This is a genomic window from Amorphoplanes friuliensis DSM 7358, from assembly GCF_000494755.1.
In the GTDB taxonomy this organism is placed as follows: Bacteria; Actinomycetota; Actinomycetes; order Mycobacteriales; family Micromonosporaceae; genus Actinoplanes; species Actinoplanes friuliensis.
Window position 1 is genome coordinate 5,860,361 of sequence record NC_022657.1, and the last position, 18,379, is coordinate 5,878,739.

Here is an 18,379-nt window from a genome sequence, read left to right on the forward strand (position 1 = left end):
ATCCGCCGCGATCCGCCTCGTGATTACCGCCGCCCTGCCAGCGCGTCGATCTCGGCCATCTCCTCATTTGTCAGGACGAACCCATCGAGCTGGGCGTTTGTCGCGATGCGCTCGGGTGTCACGCTCTTGGGGATGACCACGATCTCGTGCTGGACGTGCCAGCGCAGCACCACCCGCGCCGGGTCGACGCCGTGCGCGGTGGCGATCCGGGTGAGCACCGGGTCGTGGAGGTTCGTGGTCTTGAACGGCGAATACCCCTCGACGACCACACCGCGCTCCCGGTGCCCGGCGACCAGCTTGGCGTCGTAGAGCGTCGGGCCGAAGCGGATCTGGTTGACCGCGGGCTTCTCACCGGTCTCGGCGATCAGCTCGTCGATGTCACCGAGGTCGTAGTTGCTCACGCCGACGGCCCGGACACGGCCCTCCTCGCGGGCCGTCAGGAACTCCCGCCAGACCGCGACCGACTTCCCGCGGCTCGGCGGCCAGTGGATCAGCCACAGGTCGACGGCGTCGAGCCCGAGCGCGGCCAGGCTCTGGTCCAGCGTGGCGCGCTCCCGGCCGGCCCGGTCGGGCGGCAGCTTGGTCGTGACGAAGACCTCGTCGCGGGGCACACCGCTGTCCCGCAGCGCGCGGCCGACCTCGGCCTCGTTGCCGTACATGGTGGCCGTGTCGAGGTGGCGGTAACCGGCCTCGAGGGCCTCCCGGACCGCCTCGTAGGCGGCGTCGCCGCGGATCTGCCACGTGCCGAAGCCGAGCAGCGGCATCTCGGCCACGCCGCCCAGCGTCACGGAGGGAATCGTCATGCCCTCCATCTTGCCCACGCGACCGCGGATCAGACATGGATGTTTGCCGCGGTGCAAGGAAGACCGGCCCGAGCCCGTGTCCACCCGGCGGACTCGTTCGATATCACTCCGACAGCTTCTCCGGCCGGACCTCCGGCAGAACGAAAGCCGAGGGCTCCATGATCGTCGTCGCCGAGGACCACGATGACATCCGTTTTGTGCTCCAGCGCGCCCTGGAGCGTGCCGGGCATCAGGTGGTCGTCGCCAGCGACGGTGCCGCCGCGCTCGAGGCGGTCCGCAAACACCTGCCCGACGTGGTCGTCACCGATGTGGACATGCCCCGGATGAACGGGCTCGACCTGTGCCGGGCGATCCGGGCCGACGCCGGGCTCCAGCACATCCCGGTGGTGCTGGCCAGCGGGTCGATGCTGCCGGGCGACGAGCGGGCGGCCGCGGTCGGCGCCAACGCCACCCTGCTCAAGCCTTTTCTGCCCGCCCAGCTTCTGGCGTGCGTGGCGGCGCTGCTTCCGCCTCGGCCGGCCTGATCGGCCCCACCCCCGCGATCTCCGGCGGCACCGAGCCCGCCGCTGCCGCGCGCTCGGCCAGTGCCCGGTCCAGAGCGTTCCTGGTACGCGCGGCCAGCGGCAACGTGAAGGTGAAGCGGGTACCCCCGCCGGGGTTGTCGGCGACGCCGATCGTGCCGCCGTGGCGTTCCACGATGCGGCGGCAGATGGCCAGGCCGAGACCGGTGCCGGCGTACCCCGCGGCGGTCCGGGCGCGGTGGAACGACTCGAAGATGTTGGGCTTGTCGTCGTCCGGGATGCCGATGCCCCGGTCGGCGATCTCGATCCGGGTCCAGCCCGGCGGACCGCCCGCGGCGGTGACGTCGATCCGGGCACTCTTGCCGACCTGCACGTACTTGAGCGCGTTGCCGATCAGGTTGTCGACGACGTGGCGCAGCATCGCCGGGTCCGCCTGGACCTCGGGCAGCGGCCCGAGATAGAAGTCCGGCGGCGGGCTGTCGCCGGGCCGCGGGTGCTCGGTGCGGTGCTCGACCACGTCGGCCACCAGCGGCCCGAGCTGCACCGCGGTCAGCTTGAGCGGCGCGTCCCGCGAGGTCGTGTAGGCCAGCAGCGTGTCGATCAGCGCGGCCATCCGGTCGACCGCGTTGGCGATCCGGTCGAGGGCGGCGCGGGCCTCGAAGACCTCGGGTCCCTCCGGGGCCTCGGCCAGCTCGTCGGCCGCGGTCTCGCAGTGCCCCCGGATGACCGCCAGCGGCGCCTTGAGGTCGTGCGCCACCACACCGGCGAAGACGGCCAGGTCGGTCTCGTACCGGCGCAGCTCGGTGATGTCGTGGAAGACGGCGACAGCGCCGTGCCGCCCGGCCGCGCCGGCGTCCAGGGGCCGCCCGTCGACGCTGACCAGGATCCCGTCGGGCCGCTGGTCGTTGCGGATGAGCATCTCGACCCCGTCGGAGGCCTCGCCCTGCAGCGCCCGCACCAGCGGCATCTCCTCGACCGGGAACGGCGTCCGGCCGTCGGCGCGGAACAACCCGAAGTGCTGCTGCCAGGAATCCGGGCCGTCGACGTCGTCGCTGACACCGAGCAGGGCCTGGGCCGCCGGGTTGTGCAGCAGGAACGCGCCGTTCTCGTCGACCACACCGACGCCGTCGCCGAGGCTGGACATGATCGCGCCGAGCAGCCCGGCCTGGCGGCGGCTCTCCGCCTCGGCCGTCCGCAGCTCGGCCGTCGCGACGAGCACCTGCTCCCGCGCCCGGGAGCGGCCGGTGGCCAGGATCCAGACCAGGCACGCGAGCATCGCCGACAGCAGGATGCCGCCGATCAGCACGATCGCCGGCATGCTGCTGCGCGCGCCGGGCAGGTTCTGCGAGTCGGCCCCGGTCAGCAGCGTCCACTGGCGGTCGGCGACCGGGAACGTCGCCTGCCGGGTCAGGTCCCTCCGGCCCCGGGCGTCGTACCCGGCCACCAGGACGCGGCGCCCGTCGCCGTTGGTCGCGAAGAGCTCGCCGTCGAGCAGCCCCTGGCTGGCGACACCGAGGACACCGCCGAGGAAGTCCTGCCCGTGCAGGCCGAGCGCGACCCATCCGCGGAACTCGGGCAGGCCTCCGGCGTCCTCGGCCGGGGAGTAGACGGGGGCGGCGAAGAGGAACGACAGCTGCTGCTGGGCGACGGGGATGTTGCGGTCGCGCAGCAGCACGTACGTGTCGGAGATCGTGGGCCGGCCGGTCCGGCGGGCCTCGGTCAGGGCCGAGGACGCCTCGCGGGACGCGGCGACGTCGAGGCCGGTCATGGCCGGGCCGCCGTTGTTGAGGCTGCGCTGGAAGATCGAGAAGTAGTGCTCGGCGTGCTGCCCGCGCGGCGCCAGAGTCAGTGCGTCGGCGCCACGGCCACGCCAGAAGGTCTGAGTGGCGGCGATCCGCGCGGGCGGCGTCGCCACGACGTACGCGACGGAGGTGGCACCGACCAGGCCGGCGCCCTCCAGCGGGGCCGTGGCGGCGGCGAAGTCGGCGGCGGTCAGCCGGGCGTTGGTGCCGAGGCCGGCGGCGACCGCCTGGAGCAGGTCGCGGTAGCGCCCGGCCTCCCCCGCGACCGCCACGCGGGCGACCGAGGTGCGCTGGTCCATCACCCGGGCGGCGCTCTCGCGCTGGCCCGTGCGGAGGGCGCCCACGGTGAGCAGGGTGGCCGTCAGACCGATCACGACCACGTTGGCAGCGAGCAGGGGGCCGACAAATCGGCCCTGCCATGCCCCTGTCGCCTGTTGTCCGGTGCTGCCGCCCCTCACTGAAGGGAGCATAAGACGCAAATCACCCCCGCCGACGAGGTTCCGCCGACGGGGGTGAGAACGATTCACTTCCAGGTGTCGTACTGGTACAGATCGTAGGAGGCCATGATGCCGGTGACCTTGGTGTAGTAGTTCGGGTCGGTCGCGTACCCGGCCTTCCACACCTTCCAGATGAACTTGTTCGCGTCCCTGGTGTGCTCGAAGGCGCCGGCGTACCGGCTGTTGACCTTCAGGAAGTTGCCGTGGTCACGGAACGAGTGCGACTGCGTGGCGTAGGTGCGGAAGCTCGCCGAGGTGGAGAAGCAGGTGCCGGTCTTCGTGCACTCGTTGGTGCGGTAGACGTGGCAGCCGTTGGCCAGCTTGCCGTAACTGCCGTTCTGGCACTTGATGCCGAAGTAGTTCCGGTCGACCGACGCCAGGCCGCTGCGGCCCCAGCCGGACTCGAGGATGGCCTGGGCGATGGTGACCGACGGCGGGACGCCGTACTCACGCCAGCCGCGCTGCGCACCGGGCACCGAGGCCCGGATGAACTCCGCCGGCGTGAGCGTCACCGACGGCGTCGGCGTGGTCGAACCCGCGCAGACCGGCAGCGTGCCGGAGTAGACGTAGGCGTGCGAGATGAAACTGCCCGTCGGGGTGCGGTCCCACTGGTTGGTCGAGCGGACCGTGCCGTCGACCAGCGAACCGGTGACGGCGCAGGTCAGGTCGATCTTCGTACCGTTGGTGACCGTGCCGGTGACCGCCGAGTCCGTCGACGGGCCCGAGCGCAGGTTGACCTTGCTGTCGACACTCTTGACGGTGCCGATCACGTACCGGGAGGTGCCCGAGGTCTTGGTCTTGCTCGGCACGGCGGTCGGGGAGCTCACCGCGCAGCGCGGGATCGAGCGGGAGGCCTTCACGTATCCGTGCGAGACGTACTTGCCGGTGCTCAGGCGGTCCCAGGCGGTCGTGGTGCGCACGGCGCCGCGGACCTTCTGCCCGGTGACGAAGCAGGAGACGGTCACCTTCTGCTTGTTGCGCACGGTGCCGACGATCTTGGCGCTCAGCGAGGGGGCGGAGCGCACCTGGAGCGTGCTGCCGACCTTGATGGTGGCGGACACCCCGGCGGCGCTGGCCGCTGTGGGTGCGACGACCAGCCCGGCACCGAGCGCGGCCAGCAGCAGCGGCGCGGTGAGCAGTCGGCGGGCGGTGTGCAGCATGAACGTCCCCTTCATCGCGGCCGGCATCCGTGTCTCGGCGTCCTCATGAAGGTCCCGGCGCGCCGTTGCGGGGCCAGGGAGCGAGCGGGTGCATCCGAGTTGCCGTAGGGCCGGGCGGTGACGGAAGGGGCAGACGTCACAGAAGGGGGCTATGATCCGCGCCGCAGGTGTGCTTGAGACGCGTGCCGTCTGGGCAATGCGGAACCGCCCACCCGTGACGCTCAGGAGGATCCCCACCGATGACGGCCCTGGCATCCCGCCCCGCCAAGAAGACCTCAGCGCCCGCGGAGCGCCGAGCCGGGCGCGGCTTCTGGCACGTGCTGGGACATGCTGCTGTCGCGCTGCTGTCCGCCGCCGCCGTCGTCGGGGTCTACCTCGCCTGCGTGCGGACGCCTCTCGGGCAGACCGTCGACACGATGATGATGCGCGGCGCCGACGTGAACCATCCCCGCGTCGTCGAAGTGCTCGACCGGACGCTGAACGGCACCACCCTGGCCAGCCTCGTGCTGGTCTGCGTGGCCGCCGCGGCGATCGGTTTCATCCGGCGCCGTGTCGACCTGGCGCTGGCCGCCGGTCTGCTGGTCATCGGGGCCAACGCGAGCACCCGCCTCTTCAAGAGCCGGCTCCCCCGGCCGGACCTCGACGGCACCGGGATGCCGAACTCGTTCCCCAGCGGCCACACCACCGCGGCCGCCTCCGTGGCGTTCGCCCTGATCCTGGTGCTGCCGTTCGCGATCCGCGGCACGGTGGCGCTGATCGGCGCGGCGTACGTCACGATCATCGCCATCGCCACCGTCTGGGCCGAGTGGCACCGGCCGAGCGACACCGTCGCGGCGCTGTTCGTCGTGCTCGCCTGGGGTGCCGGGGCGTCGGCCCTGGTCCGCGCCCGCCGGGCGCGGATCCCCGGCGTCACCGCCCGGCCCAACCGGCTCGCCATGCTGCTCTTCGGTGGCGTGGGAGCGCTCAGCGCGCTGGCCGCCCTGCTGGGCATCGGCGCCGTCGTCCTCTCCGAGCGGGCCGTGCCGGACCTGGTCTCCGGCCGGTTCGCCTTCGCCGCCGGTGTCGCCGCCATCACGGCGGTCGTCGCCGCGGTCTTTGCGATCTGGGTGCGGCTCGCGGCCGGCGATCAGCCGGTGGGCGACGCCGTGACGACCAAGGCGGCCGCGCATCCGGCGCCGGCCGCCGACTGAGGAGGAGTTCCCGCCATGACCACCCCTTCCGACACCCCACCCACCGCCCCCGCCGCAGGCATCCCCGCCGGCCCCGCCGGCGTCCCGGTGACCCCCGCGGCGGATCCCGCCGCGGCCGCCGCCCCGGCCGGGCCCACCGTGTCCGTCGCGAGCTACCCGGACTACGCGCTGGCCCAGCAGGCCGTCGACTACCTGTCCGACAACCAGTTCCCGGTCCAGCGGACCAGCATCATCGGCACGGACCTGCGCCTGGTCGAGAACGTCCTGGGCCGGATGACCACGGTCCGGGCCGCCATGGCCGGCGCGGCCAGCGGCGCCTGGTTCGGTCTGTTCATCGGGTTGTTCTTCGGCATCTTCAGCAACTCGAACTGGTTCGGCCTGATCTTCCTGGGCCTGCTCATCGGTGCCGCCTGGGGTGCCGTCTTCGGCGCCATCGCCCAGGCGATGACCGGCGGCCGGCGTGACTTCACCTCGCGCAGCTCGCTGCAGGCCGGCCAGTACGCCGTGGTCGTCGACGCCGAGGTCTCCGAGCAGGCCCGCCAGCTGCTCACCCGCCTCAACTGGCAGAACAGCGGCGCCAGCTGACAGCAGCTCCGCAGCAGACACAGAAGCGCCGCCTCCCGGTCCGGGAGGCGGCGCTCTTGCCGTTCGTGGCCTAGAGGGAGTTGGCGAGCTCGGTGCGGAGCTTGGTCAGGGCCTTGGTGAGCAGGCGGCTGACGTGCATCTGGGAGATGCCGACCTGGTCGGCGATCTGCGACTGGGTCAGGTTGCCGTAGAAGCGCAGGGTGAGGATCTTCTGCTCGCGCTCGTCGAGCAGGGCCAGGGCGGGGCCCAGGGCGACGCGGGTCTCGGCCAGTTCGAACTCGTGGTCCTCGCCGCCGAGGGTGTCGCCGAGCTCGGTGGTGCCGTCGGCGCTGATCGGGGTGGACAGGCTGGTGGCGTTGTAGGCGCGGGCGCCTTCGAGGCCTTCCAGGACGTCTTCCTCGGTGACGCCGAGGTGCACGGCGATGTCGGCGACGGTCGGCGAGCGGCCCAGGGTGTGGGTCAGGGTGCTGTTGGCCTCGGTGATCGACAGGCGCAGTTCCTGCAGGCGGCGCGGTACGCGTACGGACCAGGTGCGGTCGCGGAAGTGGCGCTTGATCTCACCGATGATGGTGGGGATGGCGTATCCGGCGAAGTCGACACCGCGCTCGGGGTCGAACTTGTCGACGGCCTTGATCAGGCCGACGGTCGCGGTCTGGATCAGGTCGTCGGTGGGCTCACCACGGCCGGAGTAGCGGTGGGCGAGGTGCCGGGCCAGCGGCAGCCACGCCTCGATCGCCCGGTCACGGGCTGCGCGCCGGCGGGCCCCGGGCGGGGTCGCGGCCATGCGGTCGAGGAGTTCGGCGGGGCTTCCGGGGGCGGAAGCTTCACTCACCGTGATCGATCTCTGGGCTGATCTGTGGACAACAGTGGTCATCTGGGTGGTCCTCCATCAAACGGGCAGAGAGCCGTGCCCGCACGCGGCGACCGTTCACTTGTTTTCACGCTAGCCGAGCGGACCAGCCGTGACTAGCCGTAAGTATGAGTGACATTGCGTGACCGCGCATTCATCCACGAACTGAACTCTTCCGGGGGAAGCGGCCGGGACAACAGGTAGCCCTGGACCACGTCGCAGCCCTCGTCGGCGAGGTACGCGTAGGTGTCGGCGTCCTCGACGCCCTCGGCGACCACCCGCATGTCGAGCGCGTGCCCGAGCTGCACCGCCGAGCGCACCACGGCCCGGTCCCGGTGGTCGACGGCCATCCGCTGCACGAACGACTTGTCGATCTTCACCTCGTGGATCGGCAATTCCCGGAGCCGGCCCAGCGAGGAGTACCCGGTGCCGAAGTCGTCGATCGACAGCTGCACACCCAGCGCGTGCAGCCGGTCGAGGGTGGCGCGGCTGCCGGCCGGGTCGGCGAGAATCGTGCTCTCGGTGATCTCCAGGGTCAGCGCGTGCGCGGGGTTGCCGGTCTCGGCCAGCAGCCGGGCCACGAGCTCCGGCAGCGCCGCGTCGAGCAGGCTGTTCGGCGAGAGGTTGACCGCGACGTGCAGGTCGTGGCCGGCGCGGGCCCAGTCGGCCCGGCGGCGCAACGCCAGCTCCAGCACGTGCAGGGTCAGCGGCCAGACCAGGCCGCTGTGCTCGGCGAGCGGGATGAAGACATCGGGCGGGATCGGGCCGCGCTCGGGGTGGCGCCAGCGGGCGAGGGCCTCCGCGCCGACGACCTGCCCGGTCCGCGGGTCGACCTTGGGCTGGTAGGCGACCTCCAGCTCCCGGCGCTCCACGGCCCGGCGCAGGTCGGCGATCAGGGCCAGCCGTTCCGGGCTGTTGGTGTCGAGCTCGCTGTCGTAGAGGCGCAGGCCGTTGCTGTCCTTGGCGGCGTACATCGCGACGTCGGCGTGGCGGGTCAGGGTCTGGGAGTCGTCGCCGTGCAGCGGGGCGGACGCGACACCGACACTCGCGCGGGCGGCCAGCGTGAGCGGGCCGAGCAGGATGGGCCGCTCGACGACCTCGGCCACCTGCGCCGCGACGGCCAGGGCCGCCTCCGCGGTGCCGTCGGTCGCCAGCAGCACCGCGAACTCGTCACCGCCGAGCCGGGCGACCCGGCCGCGGCCGTCCAGGTGGCCGCGCAGCCGTTCGCCGACCTCACGCAGCAGGGCGTCGCCGGTCTCGTGGCCGAGCGCGTCGTTGATCTCCTTGAACCGGTCCAGGTCGAGGACCAGGACGGCGACGCCGGTGCCCTGCTCGCGGGCGGTGGCCAGCTCGGCGTCGAGCAGCTCGTGGAAGTACCTGCGGTTGGGCAGCCCGGAGAGGGTGTCGTGCAGGGCGAGGTGTTCCTTCTCGGTGGCCTCGCGGCGCAGCCGGTCGACCAGGTCGGCCCGGCCGAGGGCGGCACCCGCGTGGTTGGCCAGGGCTTCGAAGAGCCGCAGCTTGGCCTCGGAGAACCCGCCGGCGTCGGCGAGGCTGTCCGTCACGACGAGGACACCGCGGGTGCCGCCGAACGCCACCGGCACGGCCATGGCCTCACCGCCGGCCTCCTCCGGGCGCAGCACCGGGCTGCCGAGCAGGGCCGGGCGCAGCCAGTCGTCGTCGCGTCCCAGGGTCGCCGTCACGCGGCCGGACAGGCCGTCCAGGCGGGTGTGCCGCAGCTCGGTGCCATGGGCCACGACCAGCTCCGCCGTCCCGGCCCGCAGGACGTCGCGGGCCTGGTCCAGCACGACCTCGACCAGCTCGTCGATGCCCCGGGCGCCGTCCAGCGCCCGGGTGAAGGCGTAGAGCTGCTCGACCTCGGCGTTGCCGTCACCGAGGGCGACGTACGCCCGGTAGGCCAGGAACAGCACGACGATCACGATGCCCACCAGCGCGAGGGCCCACCGCGCCTCGACGACCGCCAGGAAGCTGATCATGGCGACCGTGGTGGTCACGACGACGACCCAGGTGCTGCGCAGCGCGGCCGGGAGCCTCCGCCACTCCCCCGGATCGTCGTGCACGGCGATGACGGCGGTCAGCAGCACGGCGGCCACCACGTCGGCGCTGATCATGGCCGCGTACGTGGCCAGCCAGTCCCGCGGGTCGAGGCCGTGGACCGTGGTGCCCAGCGCCCGCGGTGCGATGGTGTGGAAGACGAGCCCACCGACACTGGCCTGGACCGCGAGCAGGGCGACGTTGAAGGCCAGCTTCTGGCCGCGCTGGCGGCGCAGGACCAGGATGCCGGCACCGCCGGCCAGCGCCCGGACCACGATGACCGTGACGGGGTCGAACGCGAGCAGCCCGCCGACCATCGGGATCTCGGAGACGTTGATGCCGTGCGCGCCGCGGCGCACCCGGACGTGCACGGTGAGGCCCTCGGTGACGAAGAACAGCACCGCGAGACCGGCGAGCCACCCCGGGTTCAGCGCGAACGCGAAGAAACCCTGTCCGGCCAGCAGGAACGCCACGGCGGCCGAGGCCACACCCATGGCCACGGTGAGCATCCCCACCGCGAGCCGCGGGTGCAGCCGCCGCCTGCGGCCGGTTACTGCCACGGCTCCCCGGTCCAGCCGGCCGCGGACCAGCTCCGCCCGCTCCAGGACCGTCCCGTCCAGGTCTGCGCGGACCAGCTGCGCCCGCTCCAGGTGGCACCCGACCAGCTGCGGCCGGCCCACTGCGAGCCCGCCCACGAGCGGCCGGTCCACGTCGACGGCGCCCACGTCTGCTCGCCGGCCACCGCCGCTCCCCAGGCCGTCCCGGTCCAGGTGGACCCGTTCCAGGTGCCACCGTTCCAGCTCTTCTGCCGGCCGGACGCGACTGCCCAGCTCAGGGCGTTCCAGGCCCGGCCGAAGATGTCCTTCTCCCCGGTCAGGGGCGTACCCGTGACGGAGTCGTAGACGTACGCGCCGCCGCGGGACGCCTCCAGCGTGCCGAGGCCGGTCGCGGCCAGGTTGAGCTGCTTGAAGCCGTTGGCGGTTTTTGTCCGGGCAGCCCGGGCGATGTTGATCTGCCCGGAACCGGCCGCGTAGGCGTCGCCGCCTGCGATCGGGTCGGCCGTGCTCATCAGCAGTTGCTTGACGGCGTCGGGCTTGAGGCCCGGCCGCTGCTCGAGCAGCAGAGCCGCGGAACCGGAGACCACCGCGGCGGCCTGCGACGTCCCGCTGCCGCGCAGGAAGCGCTGGCCCGGGTCGAGGGTCGTGCTCAACCGCGCGGTCGGGTACGTGCGGTCGATGTACGAGCCCGGGCTGCGCAGCGAGACCACCGAACTGCCGGCGGCGAGCACGTCCGGGTGCCGTGACGCGTTGCCGCGGTTGGTGAAGGAGGCGACCGTGTCGTCGGTCCGCGTGTCGGTGCCCCGGGGATCCGCCGCGCCGACCGCGATCACGTCCGGGTCGGCGGCCGGCATCGTCACCGCGTTCGCGCCGAAGCCGTCGTTGCCCGCCGCCACGACCACCACGATTCCCGCCTCCCAGGCCTTCTCGACCGCGTACGCGAGCGGGTCGAGGGTCGCCGCCTGGGCCGACTCCGTGCCGTACGAGAGGTTGAGGACCTTGATGTTGAGTCCCTTGTCGTTGCGGTGGGCGACCACCCAGTCGATGCCGGCGATCACCTGCGAGACGTCGCTGGCGCCGTCGGCCGAGGCGACCTTGACGTTGACGATGTGCGCGCCGGGCGCCACACCCTTGAAACGCGACCCCGCCACCACCGTGGCCGGGTCCTGACCGGCGATGATGCCGGCCATGTGGGTGCCGTGACCGAAAGTGTCCAGATAGCGCAGGTTGGGCGCCTGGGACTCGAAGGACAGATCGGGGCCGTTGATCACCTTGCCGCGACCGTTGAGACCCGGCACCGGCGAGACACCGGAGTCGATCAGCGCGACGCCGATCCCCGCGCCGGTGAGGGCCGCCCCGGTCCTGCTGTCGCCGTCGTCGGGGTCGTCCTTGTCGGCCTTGTCACCGCCCGCGCCCTTGATGACCGTGTTCAGCAGCGTCGTGCCGGCCTGGTTCAGCCAGCCGCTGCCCGGCGGCGCCGGCGCCGGCGGCGGACCGGGGTCGGCCGAGGCCGGTGAGGCCGCCACGAGCACGGAGGCGCCCAGGGTGGCGCCCAGCACGGCGCTCAGCGCCGCTGCTGCCAGGGGAGGTGTCCGCATGGCTCTCCTTCGATGACTCCGGGCCCACGGGGCGGGGGGTCGCCCGTGGGACTCGGTGCCCGGTACAGCCGCCTCATCGGCCGGACGCCGCCGGATCTGATCAAAATCGTCGTGGTGGTGGTCACCGGTTGGAGCGCAGAACGAGGGTGATGGCACGATTCGGTTCCGGGTGGGTGTGGGTACACCCATCGGAAACGCACCGGAGACGGAGTACTGGCATGGCCATCCTGGGCATCGACATCGGCGGTTCCGGCGTGAAAGGGGCACCGGTCGACACGGTGGGCGGTCAGTTGCTGGCCGAGCGGTTCCGGGTGCCGACCCCGCAGCCGTCCGACGTCGGCAGCGTCGTGGAGGCGGTCGCGCAGGTGGCCGCGCAGTTCGAGGGGTACGACCGGGTCGGCGTGACCTTCCCCGGCGTGGTCGTCGAGGGTGTCACGCGGACGGCCGCGAACGTCGACAAGTCGTGGATCGACGCACCGGCGGCGCAGCTGTTCACCGAGCGGCTCGGCGTCCCCGTGTCCGTGCTCAACGACGCCGACGCCGCGGGTGTGGCCGAGGTCGCCTTCGGCGCGGGCAAGGACCAGCCCGGCCTGACGATGATGCTGACCTTCGGTACGGGCATCGGCAGCGCCCTGTTCCTCGACGGCGTCCTGATCCCGAACACCGAGTTCGGCCACCTGGAGCTGGACGGCAAGGACGCCGAGCTGCGCGCCTCCGACCGGGCCCGCGAGCAGGACGACCTGAGCTGGGAGAAGTGGGCGGGCCGGGTGCAGGAGTACCTGCGGCACGTCGAGATGCTGCTCTCGCCGCGGCTGTTCATCGTCGGCGGCGGGGTCAGCAAGAAGTCCGACCGCTGGCTGCCGCTGATCGAGATCCGGACCCCGATCGTGCCGGCCACCCTGCTCAACAACGCCGGCATCATCGGCGCCGCCGTCACGGCCGAGCAGGCCCACGGCCACCCCGGCGCCATCGCGGTCGACGCCGGCAACCAGAGCTGAGTCGGCGCCGGCAACCAGAGCTGAGGAGAGTCAATGGCCCGCACCGTCGCGACGAACACCCCGGTCGGCCGGGAGGAGCTGCTCGAGTTCCTCCGGCCCCGGCACCAGGCGATCCTGATGACCACCCGCAAGGACGGCCGCCCGCAGGCGTCACCCAACACCTGCGGCGTCGACACCGAGGGCCGCATCGTGATCTCCACCTACCCGGAGCGGGCCAAGGTGGCGAACATCCGCCGCGACCCGCGGGTCAGCGTCTGCGTGCTCTCGGACACCTTCGGCGGCGCCTGGGTGCAGGTCGACGGTGTCGCCGAGGTCATCGACCCGCCGGACTCGGTCGAGCCGCTGGTCGAGTACTTCCGGGTGATCTCGGGCGAGCACCCGGACTGGGACGAGTACCGCCAGGCGATGCGTGACCAGGGCAAGTCCCTGATCCGCGTGACGATCGAGCGCTGGGGGCCCGTCGCCACCGGCGGCTTCCCCGCGCGCCTGGCCTGAACGGCACCGGCGGCAGGTGTCCCCCCGTGGTCACCTGCCGCCGGTTGTCTCTGCCGCGCTTCGCGCGAGATGTCAGCTCCGCCAGTTCTCCAGCCGCTGGGCGGCCTTGCGGGCGAAGCTCTCCGCCACCGGACGCTCGGCGGAGATCGATTCGTAGCCGGTGTTCTCCACCAGGGCGACCGAGTCACCGACGCGGACCGCCGCAAAGTAGATCTTGTAGGTGGACCCGTCGCTCTCGAGTTCACCGTTGTCGCCGCGGGCCGGCGTCGAGCCCTGGATCAGCACCGACTCGTCCCCGACGCCGACCGAGCCCAGCGAGCGGTACTTGTAGGTCAGGTTGTCCCGCTTGCCCTCGGGACAGTTGCGGACCGCCGCCCGGAGCTCGTCCATGAACTCCTCGGCGCCGTCGCCGCGATAGACCACCACCGTGTCGGCGACCTGACCCACAGGCGTGTAGTCCTCGCCGTCACCGGGGTTGCGGTAGACGATGTTCGACGTACCGCGAACGCCGTCCTTGCTGTCGCTCGGGTAACTCGCCGCCGAGCAGAGGTCCGGCGACCCGTGCGCACTGTCGGAGCGGTAGAGCTGAGCAACGTTGGCGTCCGAGCGCGTCAGGAACGCCCGTGCCGGGATCGACTTGGGGATCGACGGCTCCTCGGTCTCCGGCGGCGACGACGGCGGTGGCGAGGACGGGCTGCTCGGCGGTGGTGACGAGGGTGTCGCCGACGGTGAGAGGGACGGCGCCGGCGACGGTGCGACCGTCGGGGCGGTGCTCTGCGCGGGAGGCAGAGGCGGCAGGGCCTCGTCGGCCAGGACCAGCCGGGCGCCGACGGTCACGCCCGCCACCAGGACGGCGGCCGCGGCGACACCGGCCAGCGAGCGTGTCACGACCCGGCGGTCGGAGCGGCGGCGCAGGCTGGCCGCGGGGGCCAGCCGGGCCCGGGCGGCGTCGTCGGACAGCGCCGCGAAGGCGCTCTCGAGATCATTCGGCATCGTGCACCTCCAGGGGACGTCCCGCGTTGAGGATGGCGGCGAGCTCGGTACGGCCCCGGTGCAGCCAGGACGTGACCGTGCCCGTGGCAGCACCGGTCTCCGCCGCGATCTGTGCCACGGACATGTCGAAGAGGTAGTGCAGAGCGACGGCCTGCCGCAGATTGGCGGGCAACTGCCGCAGCGCCGCGGTGAGCATCACGGTGTCCTCGCTGGGTGGCGGGGCCGGCTCCGGTGGACCGGTCCTGGTCAGGGCGGCCCGCCAGCCGCTGAGCCGGCGCCACCGGTCGGTCGCCAGGCGGGAGATCGCCAGCCGCATCCAGCCCTCCGGGGCCGGGTGTGCCGCCACCGTCCGCCAGTGCCGCCAGGCCCGCGTGTAGGCCTCCTGCACGATGTCCTGCGCCTCGGCGAGATCGCCGGTCAATGCCAGGCCGTACCGCACCATCCGTAGTGACGTGTCCCGGTAGAACTCGTCGAATCCATGCGCATCGCGCATCCCTGTCCCCCCGCTGTCGGCCCTGATATCAGCGAAACGGGTGCGCTCGCGGATTTGCTGCGGACATCGACAACTTTCTCGCGGAAAGACGGAACGGGGCGCAGCGGACCCCCGGGAGAGGTCCGCTGCGCCCCGGCCGCGCGGAGGGTCGGTCAGGCTGCCATCGAGCTCGGCAGCAGGTAGAGCAGGTCGTCGCGGTGCAGGTCAGCCACGGTCTCGAGCAGATCCGGGTGGCGCAGCAGGGCGGCTGCCTCGAGGTCACGGGAGTCCGGCGCGGTCAGCCGGCGGAACTCCGTGGGCAGGTCACCGGCCCGGCGCGGGCGCGGGCGGGGCCGGTCGTCGTTGATCGGTACGACAGCGGCGACCGAGTCGACGGCGCGCGCCGCCAGGAGAGGGTCGGCCAGCAGGCACGCGGCCCAGCTGACCACGACCTCGTCCACCCAGGTACGCCAGCCCTCGTCCTCGGCCATCTCGTCGTCGGGCTCGCTGCCGGCCTTCCAGTCGAGCACCGCGGAGCCGCCGGGACCGGCCATGGCGACCAGCTCGGCGTCCACCGGCGTCGGGTAGCGCAGCCAGGCCGCGACGGTGACGGCCTGCCGGGCCTGGAGCTCGGCCAGGGTGTCGGCGGCCCGGTCGGCGCCGCTGGACGGGTAGGCACGGATCAGCCAGTGCGTGCTTGCCGCGATGACCGGCGACAGCGCGGTGGACGGTCCGGCCATGTGAGCCCCCAGGGTTCGGTGCGCACCCCACGCCGGGGTGCGTCACCGCTACCTCTCGGCGGCGGACAGGCCTGCTTGAGTAGCCTCGCCCCGATGGCAACGCACGGCAACCGACGCGCAACGATCTTCACGCGCGTCGCCTCCGGGACGGCCTCGCTCGAACCGGACCACAGCCGGGAGCGGGGCTGGACGCTGCTGGTCGACGGCGTGCCGCAGTCGTACGTCGACCTGGGTGATCCCACCTTCCTCGCGTTCGAGTACGTGCGCCGGCTGGCGACCGTGGTGCGGTTGTCGGCGCCTGCGGGCGTACCGGTGAAGGTTTTGCATCTGGGAGGTGGCGGGCTGACGCTGGCGCGGTGGGTGGAGGCGACGCGGCCCGGGTCCGAGCAGACCGTGGTGGAGCGCGACGGCCTGCTGCTCGCCCTGGTCTCGCGGTCACTGCCCTGGCCGGCCTCCGTCGAGGTCGTGGTCGGTGATGCCCGCGAGTTCACCGATTCCGGACCGCAGCACGGGTACGACGTGATCGTGGTCGACGTGTTCGAGGGCGCGGCCATGCCGGCGAGCGTGGCCGGAGTGGGCTTCGCGAAGTCGACCGCGCACCTGCTCAGACCCGGTGGCGTGCTCGCGATGAACCTGACCGACGTGCCGCCGCTGTCCTACTCGCGGATCCAGGCGGCGACCCTGCGTGCCGCCTTCGGTGACGTCGCGCTGATCGCCCCGCCGGGCATGCTGCGCGGGCGCAAGGCCGGCAACGTGGTGCTCGCCGCCACCCACCGGCCCGGCGTCCTGAACGTCGAAAGGATCACCCGCTCGGTCGCCCGTGACACAGAACCGGCACACGTCTGGTACGGCGCTGAATTGAACGCTTTCCTGGCCGGTGCCAGGGCGCGCCTCGACGGGCTGGGCTGAGCGCTCTCCGGTAGGTTGAACGACACCGGGTGCGCGGCCGTTTGCGGTTGCTCCATACCGGAGAAATCAAGGGTCGACGGCTGCCGTAAATCGCCCGTCGCCATGCCTGCCCCCGCGCTTTCTGACTACGGTGGAGATCATGACCGGTCGCTTTCCCATCGAAGATGTGACGCCATCGGTGTCCTGTGGCCGCTACCCCGCGAAGGCGGTGGTCGGCGAGCTCGTCCCCATTTCCGCGGTGTCCTATCGGGAAGGCCACCACTCGCTCGGTGTGAACGTGGTATGGCAGGGCCCGCACGGCGAGGCCGAGCCGTTCACCCGGCTCGTCCCCGGCGAGCCCGGCCTCGACCAGTGGCACGGGGTGATCAAGCCGGACCGGGTCGGCCGCTGGACGTTCACCGTCGAGGCCTTCGACGACCCGTACCTGACCTGGCGCAACGCGGTCACCAAGAAGATCGGCGCCGGGCAGGGCCTGGAGGACCTGGCCAACGACCTGGCCGAGGGCGCCGACGTGCTCGACCTCGCGTCCAAGATCGTGCCGCAGGCCGAGGAGGAGCGGGTCCGCGCCGCCGCCGCCGCGCTGCGCGACGAGGACCGCTCGCTGTTCTCCCGCGTCTCGCCCGCGCTGGACCTCGAGGAGCTGCTCTGGCAGCACCCGGTCCGCCAGCTGGTGACCACCACCCGCTCGTACGTGATCTGGGTCGACCGGCAGCGGGCGCTCTACTCCTCCTGGTACGAGTTCTTCCCGCGCTCCGAGGGTGCGGAGATCGGCCCGGACGCGACGCCGATCAAGCACGGCACGTTCAAGACCGCCTCCGAGCGCATCCCGGCCGTGGCGGCGATGGGCTTCGACGTGCTCTACCTGCCGCCGATCCACCCGATCGGCAAGATCAACCGCAAGGGCCGCAACAACACGCTGGTGGCCCGGCCGGGCATCGACGTCGGCTCACCGTGGGCGATCGGCTCCGACGAGGGCGGCCACGACGCGATCAACCCGCTGCTGGGCACGCTGGAGGACTTCCGCGACTTCATCGGCGTCGCCCACGCCAACGGCCTCGAGATCGCGATGGACTTGGCCCTGCAGGCCGCGCCCGACCACCCGTGGGTCAAGACGCACCCCGAGTGGTTCACCACGCGCGCCGACGGCACCATCGCGTACGCCGAGAACCCGCCCAAGAAATACCAGGACATCTACCCGATCAACTTCGACAACGACCCCAAGGGTCTGCGCGAGGAGGTCCTGCGGATCGTCCTGCACTGGGTGGAGAACGGCGTCAAGATCTTCCGCGTCGACAACCCGCACACCAAGACGCTCAACTTCTGGCAGTGGCTGATCTCCAAGATCAAGGCCGTCGACCCGGACGTGCTGTTCCTGGCCGAGGCGTTCACGCGGCCGGCCATGATGGGCGGGCTCGGCAAGATCGGCTTCACCCAGTCCTACACGTACTTCACCTGGCGCACCACGGCCTGGGAGATGCGTGAGTACATGGGCCAGCTCAAGGCGTCCCTCGACTACATGCGGCCGAACTTCTGGCCCAACACCCCGGACATCCTGCACGAGTCGCTGCAGCACGGCGGCCCGCCCATGTTCAAGATCCGGACGGTGCTGGCAAGCATGCTCTCGCCGTCGTGGGGCATGTATGCAGGGCTGGAGCTCTTCGAGCACGTGAACCGGCCGGGTGCCGAGGAGTACATCGACAACGAGAAGTTCGAGCTCAAGCCGCGGGACTGGGCCGGTGCCGAGCGGACCGGACGCACGCTGGCGCCGTACATCACCAAATTGAACGCGATCAGGCGCGAGAATCCGGCGCTGCAGTGGCTCCGGAACCTGGAATTCCACGAGATCGACAACCCGTCGCTGCTGTGCTGGTCGAAACGTGATCCGGAGACAGGCAACACCGTTCTGGTGATCTGCTCGTTCGACTCGGCAAACGTGCAATGGGGTAACACGACACTCGACATGCCGACGCTGGGCCTGGACTGGCACGAACGGTTCACCGTCACCGACCAGATCAGCGGGGCGACGTACGAGTGGGGTCAGCACAACGCGGTCCGGATCGACCCGTACGTCGAGCCGGCACACGTTTTTGTGGTGCATCCCCGCCGCTAGGCGGCACAAGCGATTCAGTTCCTGCGGGGTGGGGTAGGTGAACGTCT

General features: G+C 71.7%; 16 protein-coding genes. 7 read left to right on the plus strand and 9 right to left on the minus strand.

Annotation, left to right across the window (positions count from 1 at the left end; translation table 11 throughout):
• Window positions 1-23: 23 nt before the first annotated feature.
• On the minus strand, window positions 24-812 hold the full coding sequence (locus tag AFR_RS27150) for an aldo/keto reductase (protein WP_052359824.1): 789 nt from the start codon (window positions 810-812) through the stop codon (window positions 24-26).
• Window positions 813-961: 149 nt separating this feature from the next.
• On the opposite strand from AFR_RS27150, the gene AFR_RS27155 reads away from it, so the two are divergent.
• Window positions 962-1,327: a response regulator gene (locus tag AFR_RS27155; RefSeq protein ID WP_023560004.1), complete on the plus strand. Its 366-nt coding sequence runs from the start codon at window positions 962-964 to the stop codon at window positions 1,325-1,327.
• Here the strand turns inward: AFR_RS27155 and AFR_RS27160 are convergent.
• A complete protein-coding gene (locus AFR_RS27160; RefSeq protein ID WP_238547140.1) occupies window positions 1,260-3,584 on the minus strand; it encodes an ATP-binding protein in 2,325 nt (774 codons plus the stop codon). The two genes, AFR_RS27155 and AFR_RS27160, sit on opposite strands and share 68 nt — an antisense overlap.
• Window positions 3,585-3,649: 65 nt before the next feature.
• Window positions 3,650-4,783: a sporangiospore maturation cell wall hydrolase GsmA gene (gene gsmA, locus AFR_RS27165; protein ID WP_041842768.1), complete on the minus strand. Its 1,134-nt coding sequence runs from the start codon at window positions 4,781-4,783 to the stop codon at window positions 3,650-3,652.
• 239 nt (window positions 4,784-5,022) lie between these two features.
• On the opposite strand from gsmA, the gene AFR_RS27170 reads away from it, so the two are divergent.
• Together AFR_RS27170 and AFR_RS27175 are read left to right on the plus strand one after the other, a co-directional pair.
• Complete coding sequence (locus AFR_RS27170) at window positions 5,023-5,973, plus strand: phosphatase PAP2 family protein (protein ID WP_023560007.1); 951 nt, start codon at window positions 5,023-5,025, stop codon at window positions 5,971-5,973.
• A 15-nt stretch (window positions 5,974-5,988) separates the two neighbouring features.
• Window positions 5,989-6,558 carry a general stress protein gene (locus AFR_RS27175; RefSeq protein WP_023560008.1) on the plus strand — a complete coding sequence of 190 codons (570 nt, stop codon included), beginning with the start codon at window positions 5,989-5,991 and terminating at the stop codon, window positions 6,556-6,558.
• 70 nt (window positions 6,559-6,628) lie between these two features.
• Here the strand turns inward: AFR_RS27175 and AFR_RS27180 are convergent, their stop codons facing one another.
• The 3 genes from AFR_RS27180 to AFR_RS48025 all read right to left on the minus strand — a co-directional run bounded on the left by AFR_RS27180 (window position 6,629) and on the right by AFR_RS48025 (window position 11,615).
• Entirely contained in the window at window positions 6,629-7,342 is a 714-nt protein-coding gene (locus tag AFR_RS27180) for an RNA polymerase sigma factor SigF (RefSeq protein ID WP_238547393.1), read from the minus strand.
• Window positions 7,343-7,524: 182 nt separating this feature from the next.
• Complete coding sequence (locus tag AFR_RS48615) at window positions 7,525-9,969, minus strand: putative bifunctional diguanylate cyclase/phosphodiesterase (protein ID WP_338012117.1); 2,445 nt, start codon at window positions 9,967-9,969, stop codon at window positions 7,525-7,527.
• A 41-nt stretch (window positions 9,970-10,010) separates the two neighbouring features.
• Window positions 10,011-11,615, minus strand: a complete 1,605-nt coding sequence (locus AFR_RS48025) for a S8 family serine peptidase (RefSeq protein ID WP_023560011.1) — start codon at window positions 11,613-11,615, stop codon at window positions 10,011-10,013.
• A 218-nt stretch (window positions 11,616-11,833) separates the two neighbouring features.
• Between AFR_RS48025 and ppgK the strand changes: the two genes are divergently transcribed.
• The gene (gene ppgK / locus AFR_RS27190) at window positions 11,834-12,613 is read left to right on the plus strand and encodes a polyphosphate--glucose phosphotransferase (RefSeq protein WP_023560012.1); all 780 of its coding nucleotides are present in this window, start codon (window positions 11,834-11,836) and stop codon (window positions 12,611-12,613) included.
• A 33-nt stretch (window positions 12,614-12,646) separates the two neighbouring features.
• Window positions 12,647-13,108, plus strand: a complete 462-nt coding sequence (locus AFR_RS27195) for a PPOX class F420-dependent oxidoreductase (protein ID WP_023560013.1) — start codon at window positions 12,647-12,649, stop codon at window positions 13,106-13,108.
• 72 nt (window positions 13,109-13,180) lie between these two features.
• Here AFR_RS27195 and AFR_RS43995 read toward each other — a convergent pair whose 3' ends face one another.
• The 3 genes from AFR_RS43995 to AFR_RS27210 form a co-directional block, all read right to left on the minus strand.
• A complete protein-coding gene (locus AFR_RS43995; RefSeq protein ID WP_023560014.1) occupies window positions 13,181-14,101 on the minus strand; it encodes a hypothetical protein in 921 nt (306 codons plus the stop codon).
• A complete protein-coding gene (locus AFR_RS27205; protein WP_023560015.1) occupies window positions 14,091-14,594 on the minus strand; it encodes a sigma-70 family RNA polymerase sigma factor in 504 nt (167 codons plus the stop codon). The genes AFR_RS43995 and AFR_RS27205 overlap by 11 nt, the downstream gene beginning before the upstream one ends.
• A 152-nt stretch (window positions 14,595-14,746) precedes the next feature.
• Entirely contained in the window at window positions 14,747-15,313 is a 567-nt protein-coding gene (locus AFR_RS27210; protein ID WP_023560016.1) for a hypothetical protein, read from the minus strand.
• 93 nt (window positions 15,314-15,406) lie between these two features.
• Here AFR_RS27210 and AFR_RS27215 point away from each other — a divergent pair, with 93 nt between their 5' ends.
• Window positions 15,407-16,222, plus strand: coding sequence for a spermidine synthase (locus AFR_RS27215; RefSeq protein ID WP_023560017.1), 816 nt, complete (start codon window positions 15,407-15,409; stop codon window positions 16,220-16,222).
• 139 nt (window positions 16,223-16,361) lie between these two features.
• The gene (locus AFR_RS27220; RefSeq protein WP_041842772.1) at window positions 16,362-18,332 is read left to right on the plus strand and encodes an alpha-1,4-glucan--maltose-1-phosphate maltosyltransferase; all 1,971 of its coding nucleotides are present in this window, start codon (window positions 16,362-16,364) and stop codon (window positions 18,330-18,332) included.
• Window positions 18,333-18,379 lie beyond the last annotated feature (47 nt).

Excerpts from the sequence above, each read along its gene's own strand:
- AFR_RS27150 (WP_052359824.1), bottom strand. The coding sequence starts at position 812 with ATGGAGGGCATGACGATTCCCTCCGTGACGCTGGGCGGCGTGGCCGAG.
- AFR_RS27155 (WP_023560004.1), top strand. The coding sequence starts at position 962 with ATGATCGTCGTCGCCGAGGACCACGATGACATCCGTTTTGTGCTCCAG.
- gsmA (WP_041842768.1), bottom strand. The coding sequence starts at position 4,783 with ATGCTGCACACCGCCCGCCGACTGCTCACCGCGCCGCTGCTGCTGGCC.
- AFR_RS27170 (WP_023560007.1), top strand. The coding sequence starts at position 5,023 with ATGACGGCCCTGGCATCCCGCCCCGCCAAGAAGACCTCAGCGCCCGCG.
- AFR_RS27175 (WP_023560008.1), top strand. The coding sequence starts at position 5,989 with ATGACCACCCCTTCCGACACCCCACCCACCGCCCCCGCCGCAGGCATC.
- AFR_RS27180 (WP_238547393.1), bottom strand. The coding sequence starts at position 7,342 with ATGGCCGCGACCCCGCCCGGGGCCCGCCGGCGCGCAGCCCGTGACCGG.
- AFR_RS48615 (WP_338012117.1), bottom strand. The coding sequence starts at position 9,969 with ATGCTCACCGTGGCCATGGGTGTGGCCTCGGCCGCCGTGGCGTTCCTG.
- AFR_RS48025 (WP_023560011.1), bottom strand. The coding sequence starts at position 11,615 with ATGCGGACACCTCCCCTGGCAGCAGCGGCGCTGAGCGCCGTGCTGGGC.
- ppgK (WP_023560012.1), top strand. The coding sequence starts at position 11,834 with ATGGCCATCCTGGGCATCGACATCGGCGGTTCCGGCGTGAAAGGGGCA.
- AFR_RS27195 (WP_023560013.1), top strand. The coding sequence starts at position 12,647 with ATGGCCCGCACCGTCGCGACGAACACCCCGGTCGGCCGGGAGGAGCTG.
- AFR_RS43995 (WP_023560014.1), bottom strand. The coding sequence starts at position 14,101 with ATGCCGAATGATCTCGAGAGCGCCTTCGCGGCGCTGTCCGACGACGCC.
- AFR_RS27205 (WP_023560015.1), bottom strand. The coding sequence starts at position 14,594 with ATGCGCGATGCGCATGGATTCGACGAGTTCTACCGGGACACGTCACTA.
- AFR_RS27210 (WP_023560016.1), bottom strand. The coding sequence starts at position 15,313 with ATGGCCGGACCGTCCACCGCGCTGTCGCCGGTCATCGCGGCAAGCACG.
- AFR_RS27215 (WP_023560017.1), top strand. The coding sequence starts at position 15,407 with ATGGCAACGCACGGCAACCGACGCGCAACGATCTTCACGCGCGTCGCC.
- AFR_RS27220 (WP_041842772.1), top strand. The coding sequence starts at position 16,362 with ATGACCGGTCGCTTTCCCATCGAAGATGTGACGCCATCGGTGTCCTGT.